Origin of the sequence: Xanthomonas cassavae CFBP 4642 (assembly GCF_000454545.1) — a bacterium.
In the GTDB taxonomy this organism is placed as follows: Bacteria; Pseudomonadota; Gammaproteobacteria; order Xanthomonadales; family Xanthomonadaceae; genus Xanthomonas; species Xanthomonas cassavae.
Genome location: NZ_CM002139.1, coordinates 3,099,125 through 3,116,853, shown reverse-complemented (window position 1 = coordinate 3,116,853; position 17,729 = coordinate 3,099,125). Strand labels below are relative to the sequence as shown.

Sequence of the window (17,729 nt, the reverse complement as noted above, 5' to 3'; positions counted from 1 at the left end):
GCGTCGCCGAAGGTCAGTTGCATCGTCATCGTCCTGGTGCCTCTGTGCGATTGTCGCAGGATCAGGGGGAGTTGTTCAGAGTTTCCCAAGGTGGCCATTGCGTAAGCGACGACTATGCAGCGCGACGCCGGCACCGGACCATGTTGCGTACCGGTGTCGGCCATGAATACGTATGCAGGGGTGCGGAACGGCAAGGCGCGCGTCTACCATGGCGCCACGGCACCTGGGAGGGTCCGCGACCGTGGCGCAGTTGTGCCACGCACCACAACGCGTGCAACGAGGGAGGAAGGCCGACGGCGCAAGCCGTTTCGCCGCTTCGATGCTGAAGATGATCTGCATGGCTGCAACGCTGGGCGTTGCGGCAAGCTCGCCGGCATTGGCCGATGAGCTGGAATTTCAGGGGCGCCGCGCACAGGCGCAGGCGCTGGACGATGGCGGTTTCGTGTTGCGATGGCCGCAGGGCGAGCGCCGCATTGCGGCGCAGCCGATGCGTACGCACACCGCCAGCCCGATGTTCGATGCCTTGTTCGCGCTGGCGCAGCAGGAGATGGCCGACGACCGCGTCGAGGCGATCCGCGATCCGGCCTTCAACGCCGGCAAGCCAGTGCCGTGCACCTGCTTCGAAACCGGCGAGCGCTGGCCATACGTGTGGACGCGCGATGTCAGTTTCGCCGCCGATCTGGCGCTGGCGCGGCTGGAACCGCAGCGCACACGCAACTCCCTGCGCTTCAAGCTCTCCACTGCGCGCGATGGCCGCACGCCCGGCCTGTTCGTGGCGCAGGACACCGGCTCTGGTGGCAGCTGGCCGATCAGCAGCGACCGGGTGGTGTGGTTCCTGGCCGCGCGCGGTCTGCTGGACGACCAGCCGTTTGCCGACGAGGTGTGGCAGGCGCTGCAGGCCACGCTCGCGCAGGATCGCGATGCGGTGTTCGATGCACAGATCGGCCTCTACCGCGGCGAGACATCGTTTCTGGACTGGCGCGAGCAGACCTATCCGGACTGGACCCGCGAGGACGTGCGTTTCATCGCCGAGTCCTTTGCGCTGTCGACCAACGTGTTGCATTACCAGGCGCTGCGCCTGGCCGAACAGATGGCGCGCCAGCGCGGCGATGCGCGTGCCGCGCAGTACGCGCAATGGGCCGACGCGTTGCAGCAGGCGATCGATGCGCGCTTCTGGGAGGCATCCCGCCAGCAATATGTGAGCTACCTGGGCAATGCCGCGCATCCGGCGCGCTATGCCAAGGTCGATCTGCTTGGGGTGTCGCTGGGCGTGCTGGCCGAGGTGTTCCCGGTGGAACGCGCACGCCTGGCGCTGCGCAATTACCCGGTAGTGGCCGGCGGCAGCCCGGTGGTGTGGCCACAGGAAGCCGCACAGCCGATCTACCACAACCGCGCCGTCTGGCCGTTCGTCAGCGCCTATGCCTTGCGCGCATCGCGTGCACTGGACGATGCGCCGCGCATCGCGCTGGAGTTGCAGTCGTTGATGCGCGGCAGCGCGCTGGCCGGCTCCAACATGGAAAACTACGACATGCAGCGCCTGGCGGTGCACGTTGAAGAGGGCGCGCGCAGCGGCCCGGTGGTGAATTCCCCGCGCCAGCTGTGGTCGGTGGCGGGGTATCTATCGACGGTGCTGGAAGGCGTGTTTGGCCTGTCCGCCGATGGCAGCGTCACCCCGAAGTTGCCGCGCAGCCTGGTGCCGCTGTTGTTCGGTGCACGCCAACAGATCGTGCTGGAGCAGGGCACGCGCCGGTATGTGCTGCAGCGTCCGGCCGACGACCAGGGCGAGTTGCTGGTGGCCGGGCGTGTCGAGCAACAGGGCCAGACCACGCAGGTGCAGCTGGTCGGGCGCAAGGCCGACATGGCGGCGCCGCCGCAACCGGCGCAGGTGTTTGCGCCGGCAACGCCGACGCCGCCCGAGGCGCAGCAGCACGCCAATCGGTATCGGGTTGCGATTCCGGCCGGCATGACGCTGTACATGGACGGCCGGGCCCTGGATGCCGCCGAGCACTACGCATTGCCCGACGATGGGCTGCAGCATGTGGTCAGCCTCACCCGACGCGTGGATGGCCTGGAGTCGCTGCACAGTGCGTCGCTGACGCTTGGCCCATCGCAGACCTTGCCCGGCAGCCAGACCTGGGCATGGCAAGCCGCTTCCACGGGGCGGCATCGCGTGTCGCTGCGGTATCGCAACGCCAATGGCCCGATCAATACCGGCGTCACTGCTGCGGTGAAGCGGCTGGTGCTGGATTGCCCGGGCAGGCCGCCGCAATCGCAGGCGATCGTGATGCCGCATAGCGTGGGCGAGCAGTTGTCCACACAGGTGCGCTTCGATGCCGTGGCAGGGCAGGCCTGCGTGTTTCGTTTGGAAGACGGCTTCAACATGAGCGCCCTGGCGCATTTTGCCCAGTACACCGGTGGCCGTGGCGGCCGCGATGGCATGGTCAATACGGCGCAGGTCAGTGCATTGGTGGTCGGGCCGGCGACCGACGCGGAGGCCGCGCCATGACCGCGAAACCACGCCTGAGTTTCTGGCAGATCTGGAACATGTGCTTCGGCTTTCTCGGCATCCAGTTCGGGTTTGCGCTGCAGAACGCCAATGCCAGCCGCATCTTCCAGACCCTGGGCGCGCAGGTCGACGACGTGCCGGGGCTGTGGATCGCCGCACCGCTGACCGGGCTGATCGTGCAGCCCATCATCGGCTGTCTGTCCGACCGCACCTGGACCTCCTGGGGTCGTCGGCGCCCGTATTTCATGCTGGGCGCGGTGTTCACCACGCTTGCGTTGCTGGTGATGCCCAACGCACCGCTGCTGTGGATCGCTGCCGGCACGTTGTGGGTGCTGGACGCCTCGATCAATATCTCGATGGAACCGTTCCGCGCCCTGGTCGGCGACCAGCTGCCACCGGCGCAGCGACCTACCGGCTATGCGATGCAGAGCTTCTTCATCGGTATCGGCGCGATCGTGGCCAGCTTCCTGCCGTGGTTGCTGGCTCAATGGGGCGTGGCCAATACCGCGCCCGCGGGGCAGCTGCCCGACAGCGTGCGTTATGCGTTCTATCTGGGTGCGGCGGTGCTGTTCCTGTCGATCGGCTGGACAGTGCTGCGCACGCGCGAATACAGCCCGCTCCAGCTGGCTGCCTTCGACGATGCGCATCCACCTGCTGCGAGCGCAGCGATGGCCGGCCTGTTGCCGCCGCCCGCTGCCAGTGCAGCGTGGTGCGGCACGGGTGTGCTGCTGGCTATCGCCATCGCCTGGCACCAGGGCGACCGCATGCTCTATGTGTTGGCAGGCCTGTGCATCGCCTACGGCGCACTGTTGGCGCTGGCGCGGGCGTTGCCGCCGGGCAGCATGCTGGTGACGATCGTGCAGGATGTGCGCAGCATGCCGATCACCATGCGCCGGCTGGCCTGGGTGCAGTTCTTCTCCTGGTTCGCCCTGTTCGCGATGTGGATCTACACCACTGCCGCGGTGACCCAAGTGCATTTCGGCACCACCGATACTGCATCGGCAGCCTATAACGACGGGGCCAACTGGGTGGGCGTGCTGTTCGGTGCCTACAACGGTTTCGCGGCGCTGGCGGCGCTGGTCATCCCCCTGCTGGTCCGCGCGATCGGGCTGCGCTGGAGCCATCTGTGCAACCTGTGGCTGGGCGCAGCCGGCCTGTTGTCGATGGTGGTGATCCGCGACCCGCACGGGTTGCTGCTGTCGATGCTCGGCGTCGGCTTTGCCTGGGCCTCGATCCTGTCGCTGCCGTACGCCTTGCTGTCCGATAGCGTGCCTGCCGCCAAGATGGGCGTGTACATGGGCATCTTCAATTTTTTCATCGTGATTCCGCAGCTGGTCGCTGCCAGTGCGCTGGGCTTGGTGCTCCGTGCGTGGCTGGGCGGCCAGCCCATCTACGCATTGGCCATCGGCGGGCTCAGCCTGTTGGTCGCCGGCGTCTGCGTGGTGCGGGTTCCAGTTGCCTCGGGAGGGCAGTGATGCGTAGTGCGATGTGTGTGGCGTTGACGATGTACGCAGGCGTGGCGTTCGCGGCGCCCGCGGCGAAGGAGTACTACGGCACCCTGGAGCCATTCGCCGCCGATGCGGTGTACTTCGTGGTCACCGACCGCTTCGTCAATGGCGATACCGGCAATGACCAGCGCGAGCAGGGCGGTGCGCATCGCAGCTTCGATGTGCCCACGCCCTGCGCCGATGGCAGCGACGACAACATCGGCTACCTGGGTGGCGACTTCAAGGGCATCGTCGATCATGCCGACTACATTCGCGACCTGGGATTTGGCGCGGTGTGGATCACGCCCATCGTCGACAACCCCGATCAGGCGTTCACCGGCGGCAAGCCGATCACCTGCGGCAGCACGCTCAGTGATCACGGCAAGACCGGCTACCACGGCTACTGGGGCGTCAACTTCTACAAGTTGGACGAGCACCTGCCCAGCCCGGGCCTGGATTTCGCCGGTTTTACCCGCGCCATGCACGCCAACCACCTGAAAGTGGTGCTGGATATCGTGGGCAACCATGGGTCGCCGGCCTACACCATGCCGCAGGCGCAACCCGGCTTCGGCAAGCTCTACGATGCGCAGGGGCGCCTGGCCGCCGACCACCGGAATCTGCCGCCCGCGCAGCTGGATCCGCAGCACAACCCGTTGCATGCCTTCTACAACACCGGCGGCGGGCTGGCGGAACTGTCCGATCTCAACGAGAACAATCCGGCCGTGCTCGACTACCTGGCCGGTGCGTATCTGCAATGGATGGAGCAGGGCGCCGATGCATTCCGCATCGACACCATCGGCTGGATGCCGGATCGCTTCTGGCATGCCTTCGTGGCGCGCATCCGCGAAAAACGCCCGGGATTTTTCATGTTCGGCGAAGCTTTCGACTACGACGCCGACAAGATCGCCGGGCATACCTGGGCGCGCAACGCCGGCGTCAGCGTGCTGGATTTTCCGTTGAAGCAGCAGCTGTCTGCAGTCTTCGGTCGTGAACAGGCGGGCTTCGAAAAACTCGCCAAGCCATTGTTCCTGCGCCAGGGGCCGTACGCGAACCCTTACGAGCTGATGAGCTTCTACGACAACCACGACATGGCACGCCTGGACGCCAGCGACACCGGCTTCATCGATGCGCACAACTGGCTATTCACCGCGCGCGGTATCCCGGTGATCTATTACGGCTCGGAAACCGGCTTCATGCGTGGCCGTGCCGAACATGCAGGCAACCGCAATTACTTCGGCGTCGAGCGTATCCGCAACGCACCGCAGAGCCCGATCTTCGGCCCGCTAAAAGAAATCGCCCAGGTGCGTCGCAACACGCCGGCATTGCAGCGCGGCGTGCAGGTCGATGTGCAGTTGCGCGGCAATCAAGCCGCGTTCCTGCGCGTCTATCAGCATGCCGGTACGACCCAGACCGCATTGGTGCTGCTTAACAAGGCAGATACCGCCTCCACCCTCGAAGTGAAGCGCTTCCTGCAGCCCGGCGCGTGGCGCGATGCGGTCAGCGGCGAGCAGCAGCAGGTGCGCGGACGGCTGGTTACGCAGGTCCCGGCGCATGGCGTGCGCGTGCTGCTGTCGGATGCGCCGATCGCCGACCCGACGCTGCGCAAGCAGCTGGACCTACAGATGGTCGAGCAAGCCGCACGCGACGCGCGCAATAGGTAGGAGCGCACCTGGGCGCGATAAGGCATTATCGGTAAGGCCCCATCGCGCCCGGGTGCGCTCCTGCGACGCACTCAGCGGGTCGTGAGATCTCGCAAACCACCTTGCATACCGTCCGAATTTCGAATCAGCGCCTGACTGCCCCGTCCGCCGCCCGCTCAGTCATCGCATCGCCTGTCTCTGCGCCGGACGGCGCCCAGCCCAGCGGCGGCTGCAACCCGTTGCTGCGCGAAGAATCGCGTAGCGCCAGCCGCACCGGAATCGTGCGGCTCTGCGCCGCTTCGCCGCGGATCAGCGCCACCAGGCTTTCCACCAGCAGCGTGCCGGCCTGCTTGGTGTCCTGCTGCACCGTGGACAAGGCCGGCGCCACCGAGGCGGCCAGCGCGATATCGTCGAAGCCGCTGACCGCCACGTCCTGCGGCACGCGCAGGCCGCGCTCGCGCAGGGCGCGCATCGCGCCGATGGCGATCAGGTCGCTGGCTGCGCACACCGCATCGAACGCCTTGCCGCTGTCCAGCAGCGCCAGGCATGCGGCGTGACCGGACGACTCGGTGGTGATCGCATCGAACTGCAGCGCCGCGTCGGCAACCAGGTCCTGTTGCGCCAGCGCGGCGACGTGGCCGCGGTAACGTTCCTCGAATTCGGGATAGTGATTGGAGGCATGGCCCAGGAAGGCGATGCGTCGGCAGCCCTGCGCCAACAGGTGCTCGGTGATGTCCAGCCCGCCCTGGTAGTTGTCGCTGCCGATCGAGATGCCCGGCTGGCCCGGCAGCGCCGCGCCCCAGCGGACGAAATGCGTGCCTTGTTCCACCAGCCGCTGCAGCCGCTGGCGCGACTCCTGGTAATCGCCGTAGCCCAACAGGATGATGCCGTCGGCCTTGTTGCTGTCTTCGTAGTCGGCCTGCCAATCCTTGGACAGCTGCTGGAACGACACCAGCAGGTCGTAGCCCTGCAGCGCGCAGGCGCGTGTGATCGAGCCCAGCATCGAGTGGAAGAACGGATTGATCAGCGAATCGTCGGCGGTGGGGTCTTCGAAGAACAGCAGCGCCAGCGTGCCGGCATTGCGCAGCCGCAACGAGGAGGCGTTCTTGTCGACCTTGTAATTCAGCTCGCGGGCGATGCGCAGGATGCGCTTGCGGGTTTCCTCGTTGACCATCGGGCTGCCGCGCAAGGCGCGCGACACGGTCGGCTGCGACACGCCAGCCAGGTAGGCGATATCCAGCGAGGTGGCTTTACCCTTGATGGTCATGGTCGGCAGCGGCAGGACGAATGGCCGGCATCATGCCATGCGCCCGGCGGCCCCGTGCCGGCCCGCCCGGTGGCCGCCTGATTGGTTTACCATTCACGCCCAAGACCCCTTGCGAGAAGGTGGCCCGCGCCCCGCGCCGGCCGAGCGTGCGACATGAGCACTACCACCGCCCACCGCTGATCCCGACCGGCGTCCGTGTCCGTGGCGCCCGCGACGCGGTCTTCTGCATGACCTTTCCCGCTTCTCCCCGAGCCTGTCCAGCAGTGGTCAGGTCTCCCATGGCAGCTTCCGGCTGCAGCCAGACCAGACCTCATTCTTGCCCATGATCAATATCACGCTCCCCGACGGCAGCCGCCGCGAATTCGAATCCCCCGTCTCGGTGATGCAGGTCGCCCAGTCGATCGGCGCCGGCCTGGCCAAGGCCACCATCGCCGGCCAGGTCGATGGCCAGCTGGTCGACGCCAGCGACGTCATCGACCATGACGCCAGCCTGCGCATCATCACCGCCAAGGACGCCGAGGGGGTGGAGATCATCCGCCACTCCTGCGCCCACCTGGTCGGGCACGCGGTCAAGCAGCTGTATCCCGAGGTTAAGATGGTGATCGGCCCGGTCATCGCCGAAGGCTTCTATTACGACATCTACAGCGAATGCCCGTTCACGCCCGAGGACATGGCCGCGATCGAGCAGCGCATGCAGGAACTGATCGCGCAGGACTACGACGTGATCAAGAAGGTCACCCCGCGTTCGGAGGTGATCGAGGTCTTCGCCCAGCGCGGCGAGGAGTACAAGCTGCGCCTGATCGAGGACATGTCCGAGGACATCACCGCGATGGGCCTGTACTACCACCAGGAGTACGTGGACATGTGCCGCGGCCCGCACGTGCCCAACACGCGCTTCCTCAAGGCGTTCAAGCTGACCCGCATCTCCGGCGCCTACTGGCGCGGCGATGCCAAGAACGAGCAGTTGCAGCGCATCTACGGCACCGCCTGGGCCGACAAGAAGCAGCTGGATGCCTACATCCTGCGCATGGAGGAAGCCGACAAGCGCGACCACCGCCGCATCGGCAAGGCGCAGGACCTGTTCCACTTGCAGGAAGAAGCGCCCGGCCTGGTGTTCTGGCACCCCAAGGGCTGGTCGCTGTGGCAGGTGGTCGAGCAGTACATGCGCAAGGTCTACCGCGATAGCGGCTACGGCGAAGTGCGCTGCCCGCAGATCCTGGACGTGTCGCTGTGGCAGAAATCCGGCCACTGGGACAACTACCAGGACGCGATGTTCTTCACCGAGTCGGAGAAGCGCACCTACGCGGTCAAGCCGATGAACTGCCCCGGCCACGTGCAGGTGTTCAACCAGGGCCTGCACAGCTACCGCGACCTGCCGATCCGCTACGGCGAATTCGGCGCCTGCCACCGCAACGAGCCCTCCGGCGCGCTGCACGGCATCCTGCGCGTGCGCGGCTTCACCCAGGACGACGGGCACGTGTTCTGCCTGGAATCGCAGATCGAGTCCGAAGTCACCGCCTTCCACCAGCAGGCGCTGGCGGTCTACACCGCGTTCGGGTTCGACGACATCCACATCAAGATTGCGCTGCGCCCGGAAAAGCGCCTGGGCGACGATGCCACCTGGGACAAGGCCGAAGCCGCGCTGCGCAGCGCGCTGGGCGTGTGCGGGGTGGAGTGGCAGGAGCTGCCGGGCGAGGGCGCCTTCTATGGCCCCAAGATCGAATACCACCTCAAGGACGCCATCGGCCGCACCTGGCAGCTGGGCACCATGCAGGTCGACTTCATGATGCCCGGTCGTCTGGGCGCCGAGTATGTGGACGAGAACAGCCAGAAGAAGCATCCGGTGATGCTGCACCGGGCCATCGTCGGCTCGATGGAGCGTTTCATCGGCATCCTGATCGAGCACCATGCCGGCGCCTTCCCGTCCTGGCTGGCGCCGGTCCAGGTCGTTGTCGCCAACATCACCGACGCTCAGGCTGAATATGTCGACTCGGTTCGGAAAACCCTTGCAAATCAAGGCTTCCGTGTCAGCGCCGATTTGCGTAACGAGAAGATCGGTTATAAGATTCGCGAGCATACGCTGCAACGCGTGCCCTATCTGCTCGTGGTCGGCGACCGTGAGAAGGAAAATGGCGCAGTTGCCGTGCGGACGCGGTCGGGAGAGGACCTCGGGACCATGGCGGTTTCGGCCTTCATCGAGCGTCTGCAGGCAGAGCAGGCAGCGTGAGCCAACCCCGGCCGGTCTGGATGATCCGGATGCGCCGGTTCGATTCCCCTGGGAGATTGCAATATCAGTACCCCTGACAACAAACAGAACCGCAAGAACCAAGAAATCCGCGTGCCGCGCGTCCGCGTGATCGGCAGCGACGGAGAGATGGTCGGCGTGTTGTCGCGCGACGAAGCGCTCGCCAAGGCCGAGGAAGAAGGCCTGGATCTGGTCGAAATCCAGCCGCAGGCCGATCCGCCGGTCTGCAAGATCATGGATTTCGGCAAGTTCAAGTTCGAGCAGCAGAAGAAGGCCAACGAGGCCAAGAAGAAGACCAAGCAGGTCGAGATCAAGGAACTCAAGTTCCGTCCGGTCACCGACGAGGGCGACTACCAGATCAAGCTGCGCAACATGCGCCGTTTCCTGGAAGAGGGCGACAAGGTCAAGGTCAACATTCGCTTCCGTGGCCGCGAAATGAGCCATCAGGAGCTCGGCCGCGAGATGGCGGCTCGGATCGAGGCCGATCTGGGCGACGACATCGTCATCGAATCCCGTCCGCGCCTGGAAGGGCGTCAGATGGTCATGATGATCGCGCCGAAGAAGAAGGTCTGACCCGCTGCCGCGGCGGCCCTGACCGGGTCGGCCGCGGCGAGTATTGCTCGATTTGCAAGAATTCCCGGCAACGGGTAGACTGCGCGGCCCGGTTTTGCCGGGACGTCGCGCAAGCGGCACCAGGACCTGTCCGGATCGTGTTCGATCAAGGACTTACAAGCAGGCAAGGGCAAGGATGGAAAGCGTGGTCGCAAGACTGCCGCCCGTGTCAGTGACAAAACACCATCAAGGACATAGCAATGCCCAAGATCAAGACCAACCGGGCGGCGGCCAAGCGTTTCCGCAAGACCGCCTCCGGCAAGTACAAGTGCGGCCACGCAAACCGTAGCCACATCCTCACGAAGAAAGCGACCAAGCGGAAGCGCAACCTGCGGCAGACGAACCACGTCCGTGCCGAGGACGCTGGCCGTCTCGATCGTATGCTTCCCTACCTCTGAGGACTGACCCATGGCACGAGTAAAGCGTGGCGTACAGGCGCGTCGCCGCCACAAGAAAATTCTGACCCTGGCAAAGGGCTATTACAACGCTCGCCGCAAGGTCTTCCGCGTTGCCAAGCAGGCGGTCATCAAGGCACAGCAGTACGCCTATATCGGCCGCAAGCAGAAGAAGCGTAATTTCCGTTCGCTGTGGATCACCCGCATCAATGCGGCTGCCCGCATCAACGGCTTGAGCTACAGCCGTTTCATGAACGGCCTGCTCAAGGCTGGCATCACCCTGGACCGCAAGGTGCTGGCCGATATCGCCGTGCACGACGCCGCCGGCTTTGCCGCGCTGGCCGAGAAGGCCAAGGGCGCGCTGGCGGCGTAAATGCAGGTCCCTCTGCAGGAGCCCGCACATCCATGTGCGGACTGCTTAAAGAGGCGGGTCATCGGGTGTAGTCGCACTTGGTGTGCATGCCTTCGATGAGGTGAGCCGCAGAGATGCAGGGGGAAGGGCGCGAGTCCTTCCCCTTTTGCGTTTTTGCGAAGCCATCAAGTGGGTGATGGCAGGTTGGTCCAGTGACAATGCGTTCCGGTGCATCCGGAAACACCGTTCGGTTGACGCAGTTGAGGCGCAAGTGCAATGAGTGAGATTCAATCCCTGACCGAGCGCGCGCTGGCCGATGTCGCCGCCGCACAGACGCCGGACCAACTGGAAGCATTGCGGGTCGCCTTGCTGGGCAAGAGCGGCAGCATCACCGCCCAGCTCAAGCAGCTCGGTACGCTGGCGGCCGACCAGCGCAAGGCTGCCGGCGAGGCGATCAACCAGACGCGCGACGCACTGACCGCTGCATTGGCGCAGCGCAAGATCACGCTGGAAACCGCCGCATTGGACGCTCGCCTTGCCGGGGAGCGTATCGACGTCACCTTGCCGGGACGTCGGAGCGAACGGGGTGGCCTGCATCCGGTCACGCGCACGCTCGAGCGCATCGTCGAAATCTTCGCGCGGCTGGGCTATGAGTTGTCCGACGGCCCGGAAATCGAGGACGACTGGCACAACTTCGAAGCGCTGAACTTCCCGCCGCACCATCCGGCGCGCGCGATGCATGACACCTTCTACTTCGGCGACGGCCGCCTGTTGCGGACCCATACCTCCGGTGTGCAGGTGCGCTACATGGACGCACACACGCCGCCGCTGCGCATGATCGCCGCCGGCAAGGTGTATCGCTCCGATTCGGACCAGACCCACTCGCCGATGTTCCATCAGGTCGAAGGACTGCTGGTGGACGAACATTCCAACTTCGCCGATCTCAAGGGCACCTTGTCCGAGTTCGTGCGCGCATTCTTCGAGCGCGATTTCGACATGCGCTTCCGTCCCAGCTATTTCCCGTTCGTGGAGCCGGGTGCGGAAGTGGACATCGCCTGGCAGCAGCCCGATGGCAGCACACGCTGGCTGGAAGTGCTGGGCTGCGGCATGGTGCACCCCAACGTGCTGCGCAGCGTCGGCATCGACCCGGAGCGCTATACCGGTTTCGCCTTCGGCCTTGGCGTGGAGCGCTTCGCGATGCTGCGTTACGGTGTCAACGACCTGCGCGCCTTCTTCGAAAACGACGTACGTTTTCTCAGGCAGTTTGCCTGACGGCGGGGATTGGGGATTCGGGATTGGGGATTCGCAACGTCGCCCCGGTCCGTCCCAGACTCCGTCGACGCGTTTTAGCTAATCCCCAATCCCGAATCCCCAATCCCGGCCCCTTATGAAATTCTCTGAAAATTGGCTGCGCAGCCACGTTCCGATCCAGGCCGCGCGCGACGAACTGGCTGCGACGCTGACGGCGATCGGTCTGGAGGTCGAAGAGGTCATGCCACTGGGCGAGGCGCTGGGCCAGGTGGTGGTGGCGCGGATCGTCCAGGCGTTGCGTCATCCCGAAGCCGATCGTCTGCAGGTCTGCAGCGTGGATGCCGGGCAGGGCGAGTTGCTACAGATCGTGTGCGGCGCTCCCAATGCGCGTGCAGGCCTGGTGGCGCCGTTGGCGCTGGTCGGTGCGCAGATCGGCGCGCTCACCATCACTGCGGCCAAGCTGCGCGGGATGGCGTCCAACGGCATGCTGTGTTCGGCCAAGGAACTGGGTCTGGACAGCGATGCATCCGGCCTGTTCGAGCTGCCCGACGATGCGCCGGTGGGTCAGGCGCTGGCCGAGTATCTGGGGCTGCCGGATGCCAGCATCGAGATCAAGCTGACGCCCAATCGCGCCGACTGCTTCAGCGTGCGCGGCATCGCCTTCGATGTGGCGGCGGCTTGCGGCAGCGAAGTGGTTGCCTTCGACGCGGCTGCCGTTGCGTCGGTGTCCACACGGACGCTGGCGGTGGAACTGGACGCCGGCAAGGAGGCCCCGCGCTATTGCGGCCGCGTGATCGAAAGCATCGATCCGGCTGCGACCACGCCGGTCTGGCTGGCCGAGCGCCTGCGTCGCAGTGGTGTGCGCCCGGTGTCGTTGCTGGTGGACATCACCCAGTACGTGATGCTGGAACTGGGCCAGCCGATGCATGCCTTCGACCTGGACACCTTGCAGGGGCCGATCGGCGTGCGCCGTTCGCGCGCAGGCGAGCAGTTGGCGCTGCTGGACGGACGCAAGGTGACGTTGGACGACAGCTTCCTGACCATCACCGATGCCGGCCGCCCGGTGGCGCTGGCCGGGTTGATGGGCGGGCTGGACACGCGGGTCACCGAGACCACGCGCAACGTGTTCCTGGAATCGGCGTATTTCGATCCGGCCGCGATCATGGGCCGCGGCCGCAAGCTTGGCCTGCACACCGATGCCGGCCATCGCTTCGAGCGTGGCGTGGACCCGGCGCTGGCGCCGCAGGCGATCGAGGTGGCCACGCGCCTGGTGCTGGAACTGGCCGGCGGTACGCCGGGCCCGGTGGTGCATGCGCAGTTGCCGGAGCATCTGCCACAGCCGGCGCGCATCCTGCTGCGGCGTGCGCGGATCGTGCGCGTGCTCGGTATCCGGATTGACGATGCCGAGGTCGTGCGCATTCTGAGCGCGCTCGGCATGCAGCTTGAGGCCGTGGCCGAGGGTTGGCAGGTGATGGCGCCGAGCCGTCGCTTCGATATCGCCATTGAGGAAGATCTGATCGAAGAGCTGGCGCGCATCCATGGGTACGACCGGGTGCCGACCACGCTGCCCGGCGGTGCCAGCCGGATCGCGATGCCGAGCGAGACCCAGCTGGACGAGCGCACCGTGTGCCGCCAGCTGGCGGCGCGCGAACTGCAGGAGACCATCAATTACGCCTTCGTCGATGCCGACCTGCTGCAGCGGTGGCAGCTCAGCGAGGGGGTGGTGCCGCTGGCCAATCCGCTCAGCGCCGAGCTGGCGATCATGCGTCCGCGCCTGCTGCCGGGCCTGGTGGCGACCCTGGGCCGCAACGCGGCGCGTCAGGCCGGGCGGGTGCGCCTGTTCGAGCTGGGCAAGGTGTTTGCCGCTGCCGCCGATGCGGGCGTGGCGCCGCACGAAGCTCAGCACGTTGCCGCTGCGGTGTGCGGCGATGCGCTGGCGCTGCAATGGGGCGAGCCGGCACGCAAGGTGGACTTCCATGATGTGAAGGGCGACCTGCTGGCGCTGGCCGCGGCCAGTGGTGCGGTGCTGGAGTTCCGGCCGTCGGCGCAGCCGTTCGGGCACCCGGGCCGTTCGGCTGACATCTATCGCGACGGGGTGTGCATCGGCTGGATCGGGCAGGTGCATCCGCGCCTGGCCAAGGCGATGGACATCGATGTGGACGTGGTCGCGTTCGAGCTGGAGCTTGCACCGCTGGTGCAGCGCCCCTTGCCGCGTGCCGGCGAGCTGTCGCGCTTCCCCTCGGTGCGCCGCGACCTGGCCTTCCTGGTGCCGGAGCAGGTGAGTTGGGCGTCGCTGTCGGCCAGCGTGCAGACTGCGGTCGGTCCGTTGCTGCGCGAGGTGCAGCTGTTCGACCGCTATGTCGGGCAGGGGGTCGAGCCAGGTTTCAAGAGTCTGGCTATGGGCTTGATTTTGCAGGATAACTCGCGCACTCTCACCGACCGGGACGTGGATGCGGTCGTGACCGATGTGGGGGCGGTGGTCGAGCGCGAGCACCGCGCCCGGATCCGGAGTTGAGGCGGTAACCAGGGGATTGGCATGGCATTGACGAAAGCGGAGATGGCCGAGCGTCTGTTCGACGAGGTCGGTCTGAACAAGCGTGAGGCAAAGGAATTTGTCGATGCGTTCTTCGACGTGCTGCGCGATGCGCTGGAGCAGGGCCGTCAGGTGAAGCTGTCCGGTTTCGGCAACTTCGATCTGCGGCGCAAGAACCAACGGCCCGGTCGCAATCCCAAGACCGGTGAGGAAATTCCGATTTCGGCCCGCACGGTGGTGACCTTCCGCCCGGGCCAGAAACTCAAGGAACGGGTGGAGGCTTATGCTGGATCCGGGCAGTAATCGCGAGCTACCGCCGATTCCGGCCAAGCGCTACTTCACCATCGGTGAGGTGAGCGAGCTATGCGACGTCAAGCCGCATGTGCTGCGCTATTGGGAAACGGAGTTTCCGAGCCTGGAGCCGGTCAAGCGGCGCGGCAATCGGCGCTACTACCAGCGCCACGACGTATTGATGGTGCGGCAGATCCGCGGTCTGCTCTACGAGCAGGGCTATACCATCGGCGGTGCGCGCCTGCGCCTGGAGGGCGATGGCGCCAAGAGCGAGTCGGCATTGAGCAACCAGATCATCAAGCAGGTGCGGATGGAGCTGGAAGAAGTGCTGCAGCTGCTACGCCGCTAGGAAAACGTTTCACAAAGCCGCTATAATCGCAGGCCGCCCTCGCGGCGGGACGCAACATCTTCGGGGTATAGCGCAGCCTGGTAGCGCACTAGTCTGGGGGACTAGTGGTCGTCGGTTCGAATCCGGCTACCCCGACCACACAGCAAGCCCATGTCGTCATGACATGGGCTTTTTTGTTGCGATGCAACATCGCTTTTTTGTGTTTTCATTCGGTCTGATGAATATGCAGATCGGCATATCGCAGTGCAGCATGAACAGGACGCTAGCGTTCGGTTGTTACGGTTCGGTTCGCTATGGACCTGGATCACGAAATGGTGCTAAGTATGTGGAAATGCTCCAAATCATCAGCGCCGGACCAGAACGTGGATCACGGTTCGTTAACACGGTATCGACGAACTTGAATCAATAGGCCAACGCCGTCAAAAAAATGGCGTGCAGCGTCTTGCGGTACGATCTTTCTGTGCCATAGTGCAGTGCAACAAGTCATATCTGTCGTAATCCCGAAGTTCCGGGATGGAGCCCTCTGTCGTACGTTCGTGCTGGCGCGTTTGGCCGGCTGAATGCTGCGCGGGCTCCTGTCCCACCCAACCGAGGCAGCCAGCCACACGCATGAAGAAACTGATCGGACGATTTTGCCAAGGCCTCAGCCTGGCGTTGATCTGCTCGATGACACTGGGTGCCTGCAGCACCGGGAAGGACATGGCGACGTCATTGCCGCTTCCCGATCCGCTCGCAATGTCCGCAGTGCAGCCGGAGTATCGGCTCTCCCCAGGCGACCTGTTGTTGGTCAAGGTCTTCCAGATCGATGATCTGGAGCGGCAGGTGCGTATCGATCAGAACGGTCACATCTCGCTGCCGCTGATCGGCGACGTCAATGCCGCCGGCATGGGCGTCGGCGAGCTGGAGAAGATGGTCGCCGACCGCTACCGCAATGGGTATCTGCAAAATCCGCAGGTATCGGTGTTCGTGCAGGAATCCAATGGCCGCCGCGTCACCGTGACCGGCGCCGTCACCGAGCCCGGCATCTATCCGGTCATCGGTGCCAACCTGACCCTGCAGCAGGCCGTCGCGCAGGCCAAGGGCGTCAGCACCGTGGCAAGCCGCGGCAATGTGATCGTGTTCCGCATGGTCAATGGGCAGAAGATGATCGCGCGCTTCGACCTGACCGAGATCGAGAAGGGCGCCAATCCGGACCCGGAGATCTACGGTGGCGACATCGTTGTGGTGTATCGCTCGGATGCGCGCGTCTGGCTGCGTACCATGCTGGAACTGACTCCTCTTGTGATGGTGTGGCGCGCTTACCGATGAGTATGAATTCAGACAATCGTTCCTCGCCGTCGCAGCGCCACGGGCATCTTGAATTGGCCGACGTAAGCTTGCTCGACTATTGGCGCGCGCTGGTGTCGCAGCGCTGGCTGATCATCCTGATCACCATCGGCGCGACCCTGCTGGCGCTGGTGATCACCTTCCTGATGCCGGAAAAGTATCGCGCCACCAGTACGCTGCAGATCGAGCGCGACTCGCTCAACGTGGTGAATGTCGACAACCTGATGCCGGTGGAGTCGCCGCAGGATCGCGACTTCTACCAGACCCAGTACCAGCTGCTGCAGAGCCGTTCGCTGGCACGTGCGGTAATTCGCGAAGCCAAGCTTGACCAAGATCCCGCGTTCAAGGATCAGGTCGACGAAGCGTTGGCCAAGGCAGCGGCCAAGAATCCGGAAGCCGGCAAGTCGGTGGATTCGCGTCAGGCGATCATCGAGCGCAGCCTGACCGATACCTTGCTTGCAGGCCTGGTGGTCGAGCCGATCCTCAATTCGCGCCTGGTCTACGTTAATTACGATTCGCCGGACCCGGTGCTGGCGGCAAAGATCGCCAATACGTATCCGAAGGTGTTCATCGTCAGTACGCAGGAGCGCCGCATGAAGGCGTCCTCGTTCGCGACCAAGTTCCTCGCCGAGCGTCTGGAGCAACTGCGTTCCAAGGTCGAGGACTCGGAGAAGACGCTGGTGGCGTACTCGACCGATGAGCAGATCGTGTCGGTGGGCGACGACAAGCCTTCATTGCCGGCGCAGAACCTGACCGACCTCAACGCAATGCTGGCCTCGGCGCAAGATGCGCGCATCAAGGCCGAGGCCGCCTGGCGACAGGCCGCGGCCGGCGACGCGATGTCGCTGCCGCAGGTGCTGAGCAGCCCGTTGATCCAGACGCTGCGCGGCGAGCAGGTGCGCCTGACCAGCGAGTACCAGCAGAAGCTGTCGACCTTCAAGCCGGACTACCCGGAAATGCAGCGTCTGAAGGCGCAGATAGAAGAGTCGCGCCGGCAGATCAATGGCGAGATCGTCAACGTGCGCCAGTCGCTCAAGGCGACCTACGATGCGTCCGTGCATCAGGAGCAATTGCTCAACGAACGCATTGCCGGCCTGCGCAACAACGAACTCGATCTGCAAAGCCGCAGCATCCGCTACAACATGCTCAAGCGCGACGTCGATACCAACCGCCAGCTCTACGATGCGCTCCTGCAGCGTTACAAGGAGATCGGTGTTGCGAGCAACGTTGGCGCCAACAACGTGACCATCGTCGACACTGCAGATGTACCTACGTCGAAGACTTCGCCGAAACTCAAACTGAACCTCGCGTTGGGATTCATCTTTGGCGTATTCCTTGGGCTGGCTGTGGCGCTTGTGCGCTACTTCCTGCGGGGCAACGGGTCGGAAACACGATTGAACTGACATCGTGGTGTTGCAAAGCGGTGGTTAATTAAAGTGACAACTGATTCAGCGTGGAAAAGGTTGGATCCCGTA

The 17,729-nt window shown here is 64.7% G+C and carries 14 protein-coding genes and 1 tRNA gene; 14 read left to right on the top strand and 1 reads right to left on the bottom strand.

Annotation, left to right across the window (positions count from 1 at the left end; genetic code table 11):
• Positions 1–319 precede the first annotated feature (319 nt).
• Genes XCSCFBP4642_RS0113750 through XCSCFBP4642_RS0113740 form a run of 3 tightly spaced genes read left to right on the top strand, consistent with a single transcriptional unit; the run spans position 320 to position 5,654 of the window.
• Positions 320–2,506, top strand: a complete 2,187-nt coding sequence (locus XCSCFBP4642_RS0113750) for a glucosidase family protein (RefSeq protein ID WP_029220302.1) — start codon at positions 320–322, stop codon at positions 2,504–2,506.
• Positions 2,503–3,981 carry an MFS transporter gene (locus tag XCSCFBP4642_RS0113745; protein WP_029220301.1) on the top strand — a complete coding sequence of 493 codons (1,479 nt, stop codon included), beginning with the start codon at positions 2,503–2,505 and terminating at the stop codon, positions 3,979–3,981. The genes XCSCFBP4642_RS0113750 and XCSCFBP4642_RS0113745 overlap by 4 nt, the downstream gene beginning before the upstream one ends.
• Positions 3,981–5,654: an alpha-amylase family glycosyl hydrolase gene (locus tag XCSCFBP4642_RS0113740; RefSeq protein WP_029220300.1), complete on the top strand. Its 1,674-nt coding sequence runs from the start codon at positions 3,981–3,983 to the stop codon at positions 5,652–5,654. Before XCSCFBP4642_RS0113745 ends, XCSCFBP4642_RS0113740 begins: the two co-directional genes overlap by 1 nt.
• Positions 5,655–5,778: 124 nt before the next feature.
• Here the strand turns inward: XCSCFBP4642_RS0113740 and XCSCFBP4642_RS0113735 are convergent, their stop codons facing one another.
• A complete protein-coding gene (locus tag XCSCFBP4642_RS0113735; RefSeq protein WP_029220299.1) occupies positions 5,779–6,900 on the bottom strand; it encodes a LacI family DNA-binding transcriptional regulator in 1,122 nt (373 codons plus the stop codon).
• Between the two features lie 322 nt (positions 6,901–7,222).
• Between XCSCFBP4642_RS0113735 and thrS the strand changes: the two genes are divergently transcribed.
• The 11 genes from thrS (at position 7,223) to XCSCFBP4642_RS0113680 (ending at position 17,657) form a co-directional block, all read left to right on the top strand.
• Positions 7,223–9,127, top strand: a complete 1,905-nt coding sequence (gene thrS / locus XCSCFBP4642_RS0113730; protein WP_029220298.1) for a threonine--tRNA ligase — start codon at positions 7,223–7,225, stop codon at positions 9,125–9,127.
• 48 nt (positions 9,128–9,175) lie between these two features.
• On the top strand, positions 9,176–9,718 hold the full coding sequence (infC, locus tag XCSCFBP4642_RS0113725) for a translation initiation factor IF-3 (protein ID WP_077708941.1): 543 nt from the start codon (positions 9,176–9,178) through the stop codon (positions 9,716–9,718).
• 239 nt (positions 9,719–9,957) lie between these two features.
• Positions 9,958–10,155 carry a 50S ribosomal protein L35 gene (gene rpmI, locus XCSCFBP4642_RS24805; RefSeq protein WP_002811096.1) on the top strand — a complete coding sequence of 66 codons (198 nt, stop codon included), beginning with the start codon at positions 9,958–9,960 and terminating at the stop codon, positions 10,153–10,155.
• Positions 10,156–10,165: 10 nt separating this feature from the next.
• Complete coding sequence (gene rplT / locus XCSCFBP4642_RS0113715) at positions 10,166–10,525, top strand: 50S ribosomal protein L20 (protein WP_003484828.1); 360 nt, start codon at positions 10,166–10,168, stop codon at positions 10,523–10,525.
• Positions 10,526–10,780: 255 nt separating this feature from the next.
• Entirely contained in the window at positions 10,781–11,776 is a 996-nt protein-coding gene (gene pheS, locus XCSCFBP4642_RS0113710; RefSeq protein ID WP_029220297.1) for a phenylalanine--tRNA ligase subunit alpha, read from the top strand.
• Between the two features lie 115 nt (positions 11,777–11,891).
• A complete protein-coding gene (gene pheT, locus XCSCFBP4642_RS0113705) occupies positions 11,892–14,270 on the top strand; it encodes a phenylalanine--tRNA ligase subunit beta (protein ID WP_029220296.1) in 2,379 nt (792 codons plus the stop codon).
• 21 nt (positions 14,271–14,291) lie between these two features.
• Complete coding sequence (locus XCSCFBP4642_RS0113700; RefSeq protein WP_002811076.1) at positions 14,292–14,591, top strand: integration host factor subunit alpha; 300 nt, start codon at positions 14,292–14,294, stop codon at positions 14,589–14,591.
• Positions 14,572–14,928, top strand: coding sequence for a MerR family transcriptional regulator (locus tag XCSCFBP4642_RS0113695; RefSeq protein WP_005995911.1), 357 nt, complete (start codon positions 14,572–14,574; stop codon positions 14,926–14,928). Before XCSCFBP4642_RS0113700 ends, XCSCFBP4642_RS0113695 begins: the two co-directional genes overlap by 20 nt.
• Before the next feature lie 61 nt (positions 14,929–14,989).
• Positions 14,990–15,066, top strand: a tRNA-Pro gene (locus tag XCSCFBP4642_RS0113690).
• Between the two features lie 471 nt (positions 15,067–15,537).
• Positions 15,538–16,236 (top strand): polysaccharide biosynthesis/export family protein, encoded by a 699-nt coding sequence (locus tag XCSCFBP4642_RS0113685; protein ID WP_029220295.1) that lies wholly within the window; start codon positions 15,538–15,540, stop codon positions 16,234–16,236.
• Positions 16,218–17,657: a GumC family protein gene (locus XCSCFBP4642_RS0113680; RefSeq protein ID WP_029220294.1), complete on the top strand. Its 1,440-nt coding sequence runs from the start codon at positions 16,218–16,220 to the stop codon at positions 17,655–17,657. Before XCSCFBP4642_RS0113685 ends, XCSCFBP4642_RS0113680 begins: the two co-directional genes overlap by 19 nt.
• The last annotated feature ends 72 nt before the right edge of the window (positions 17,658–17,729 follow it).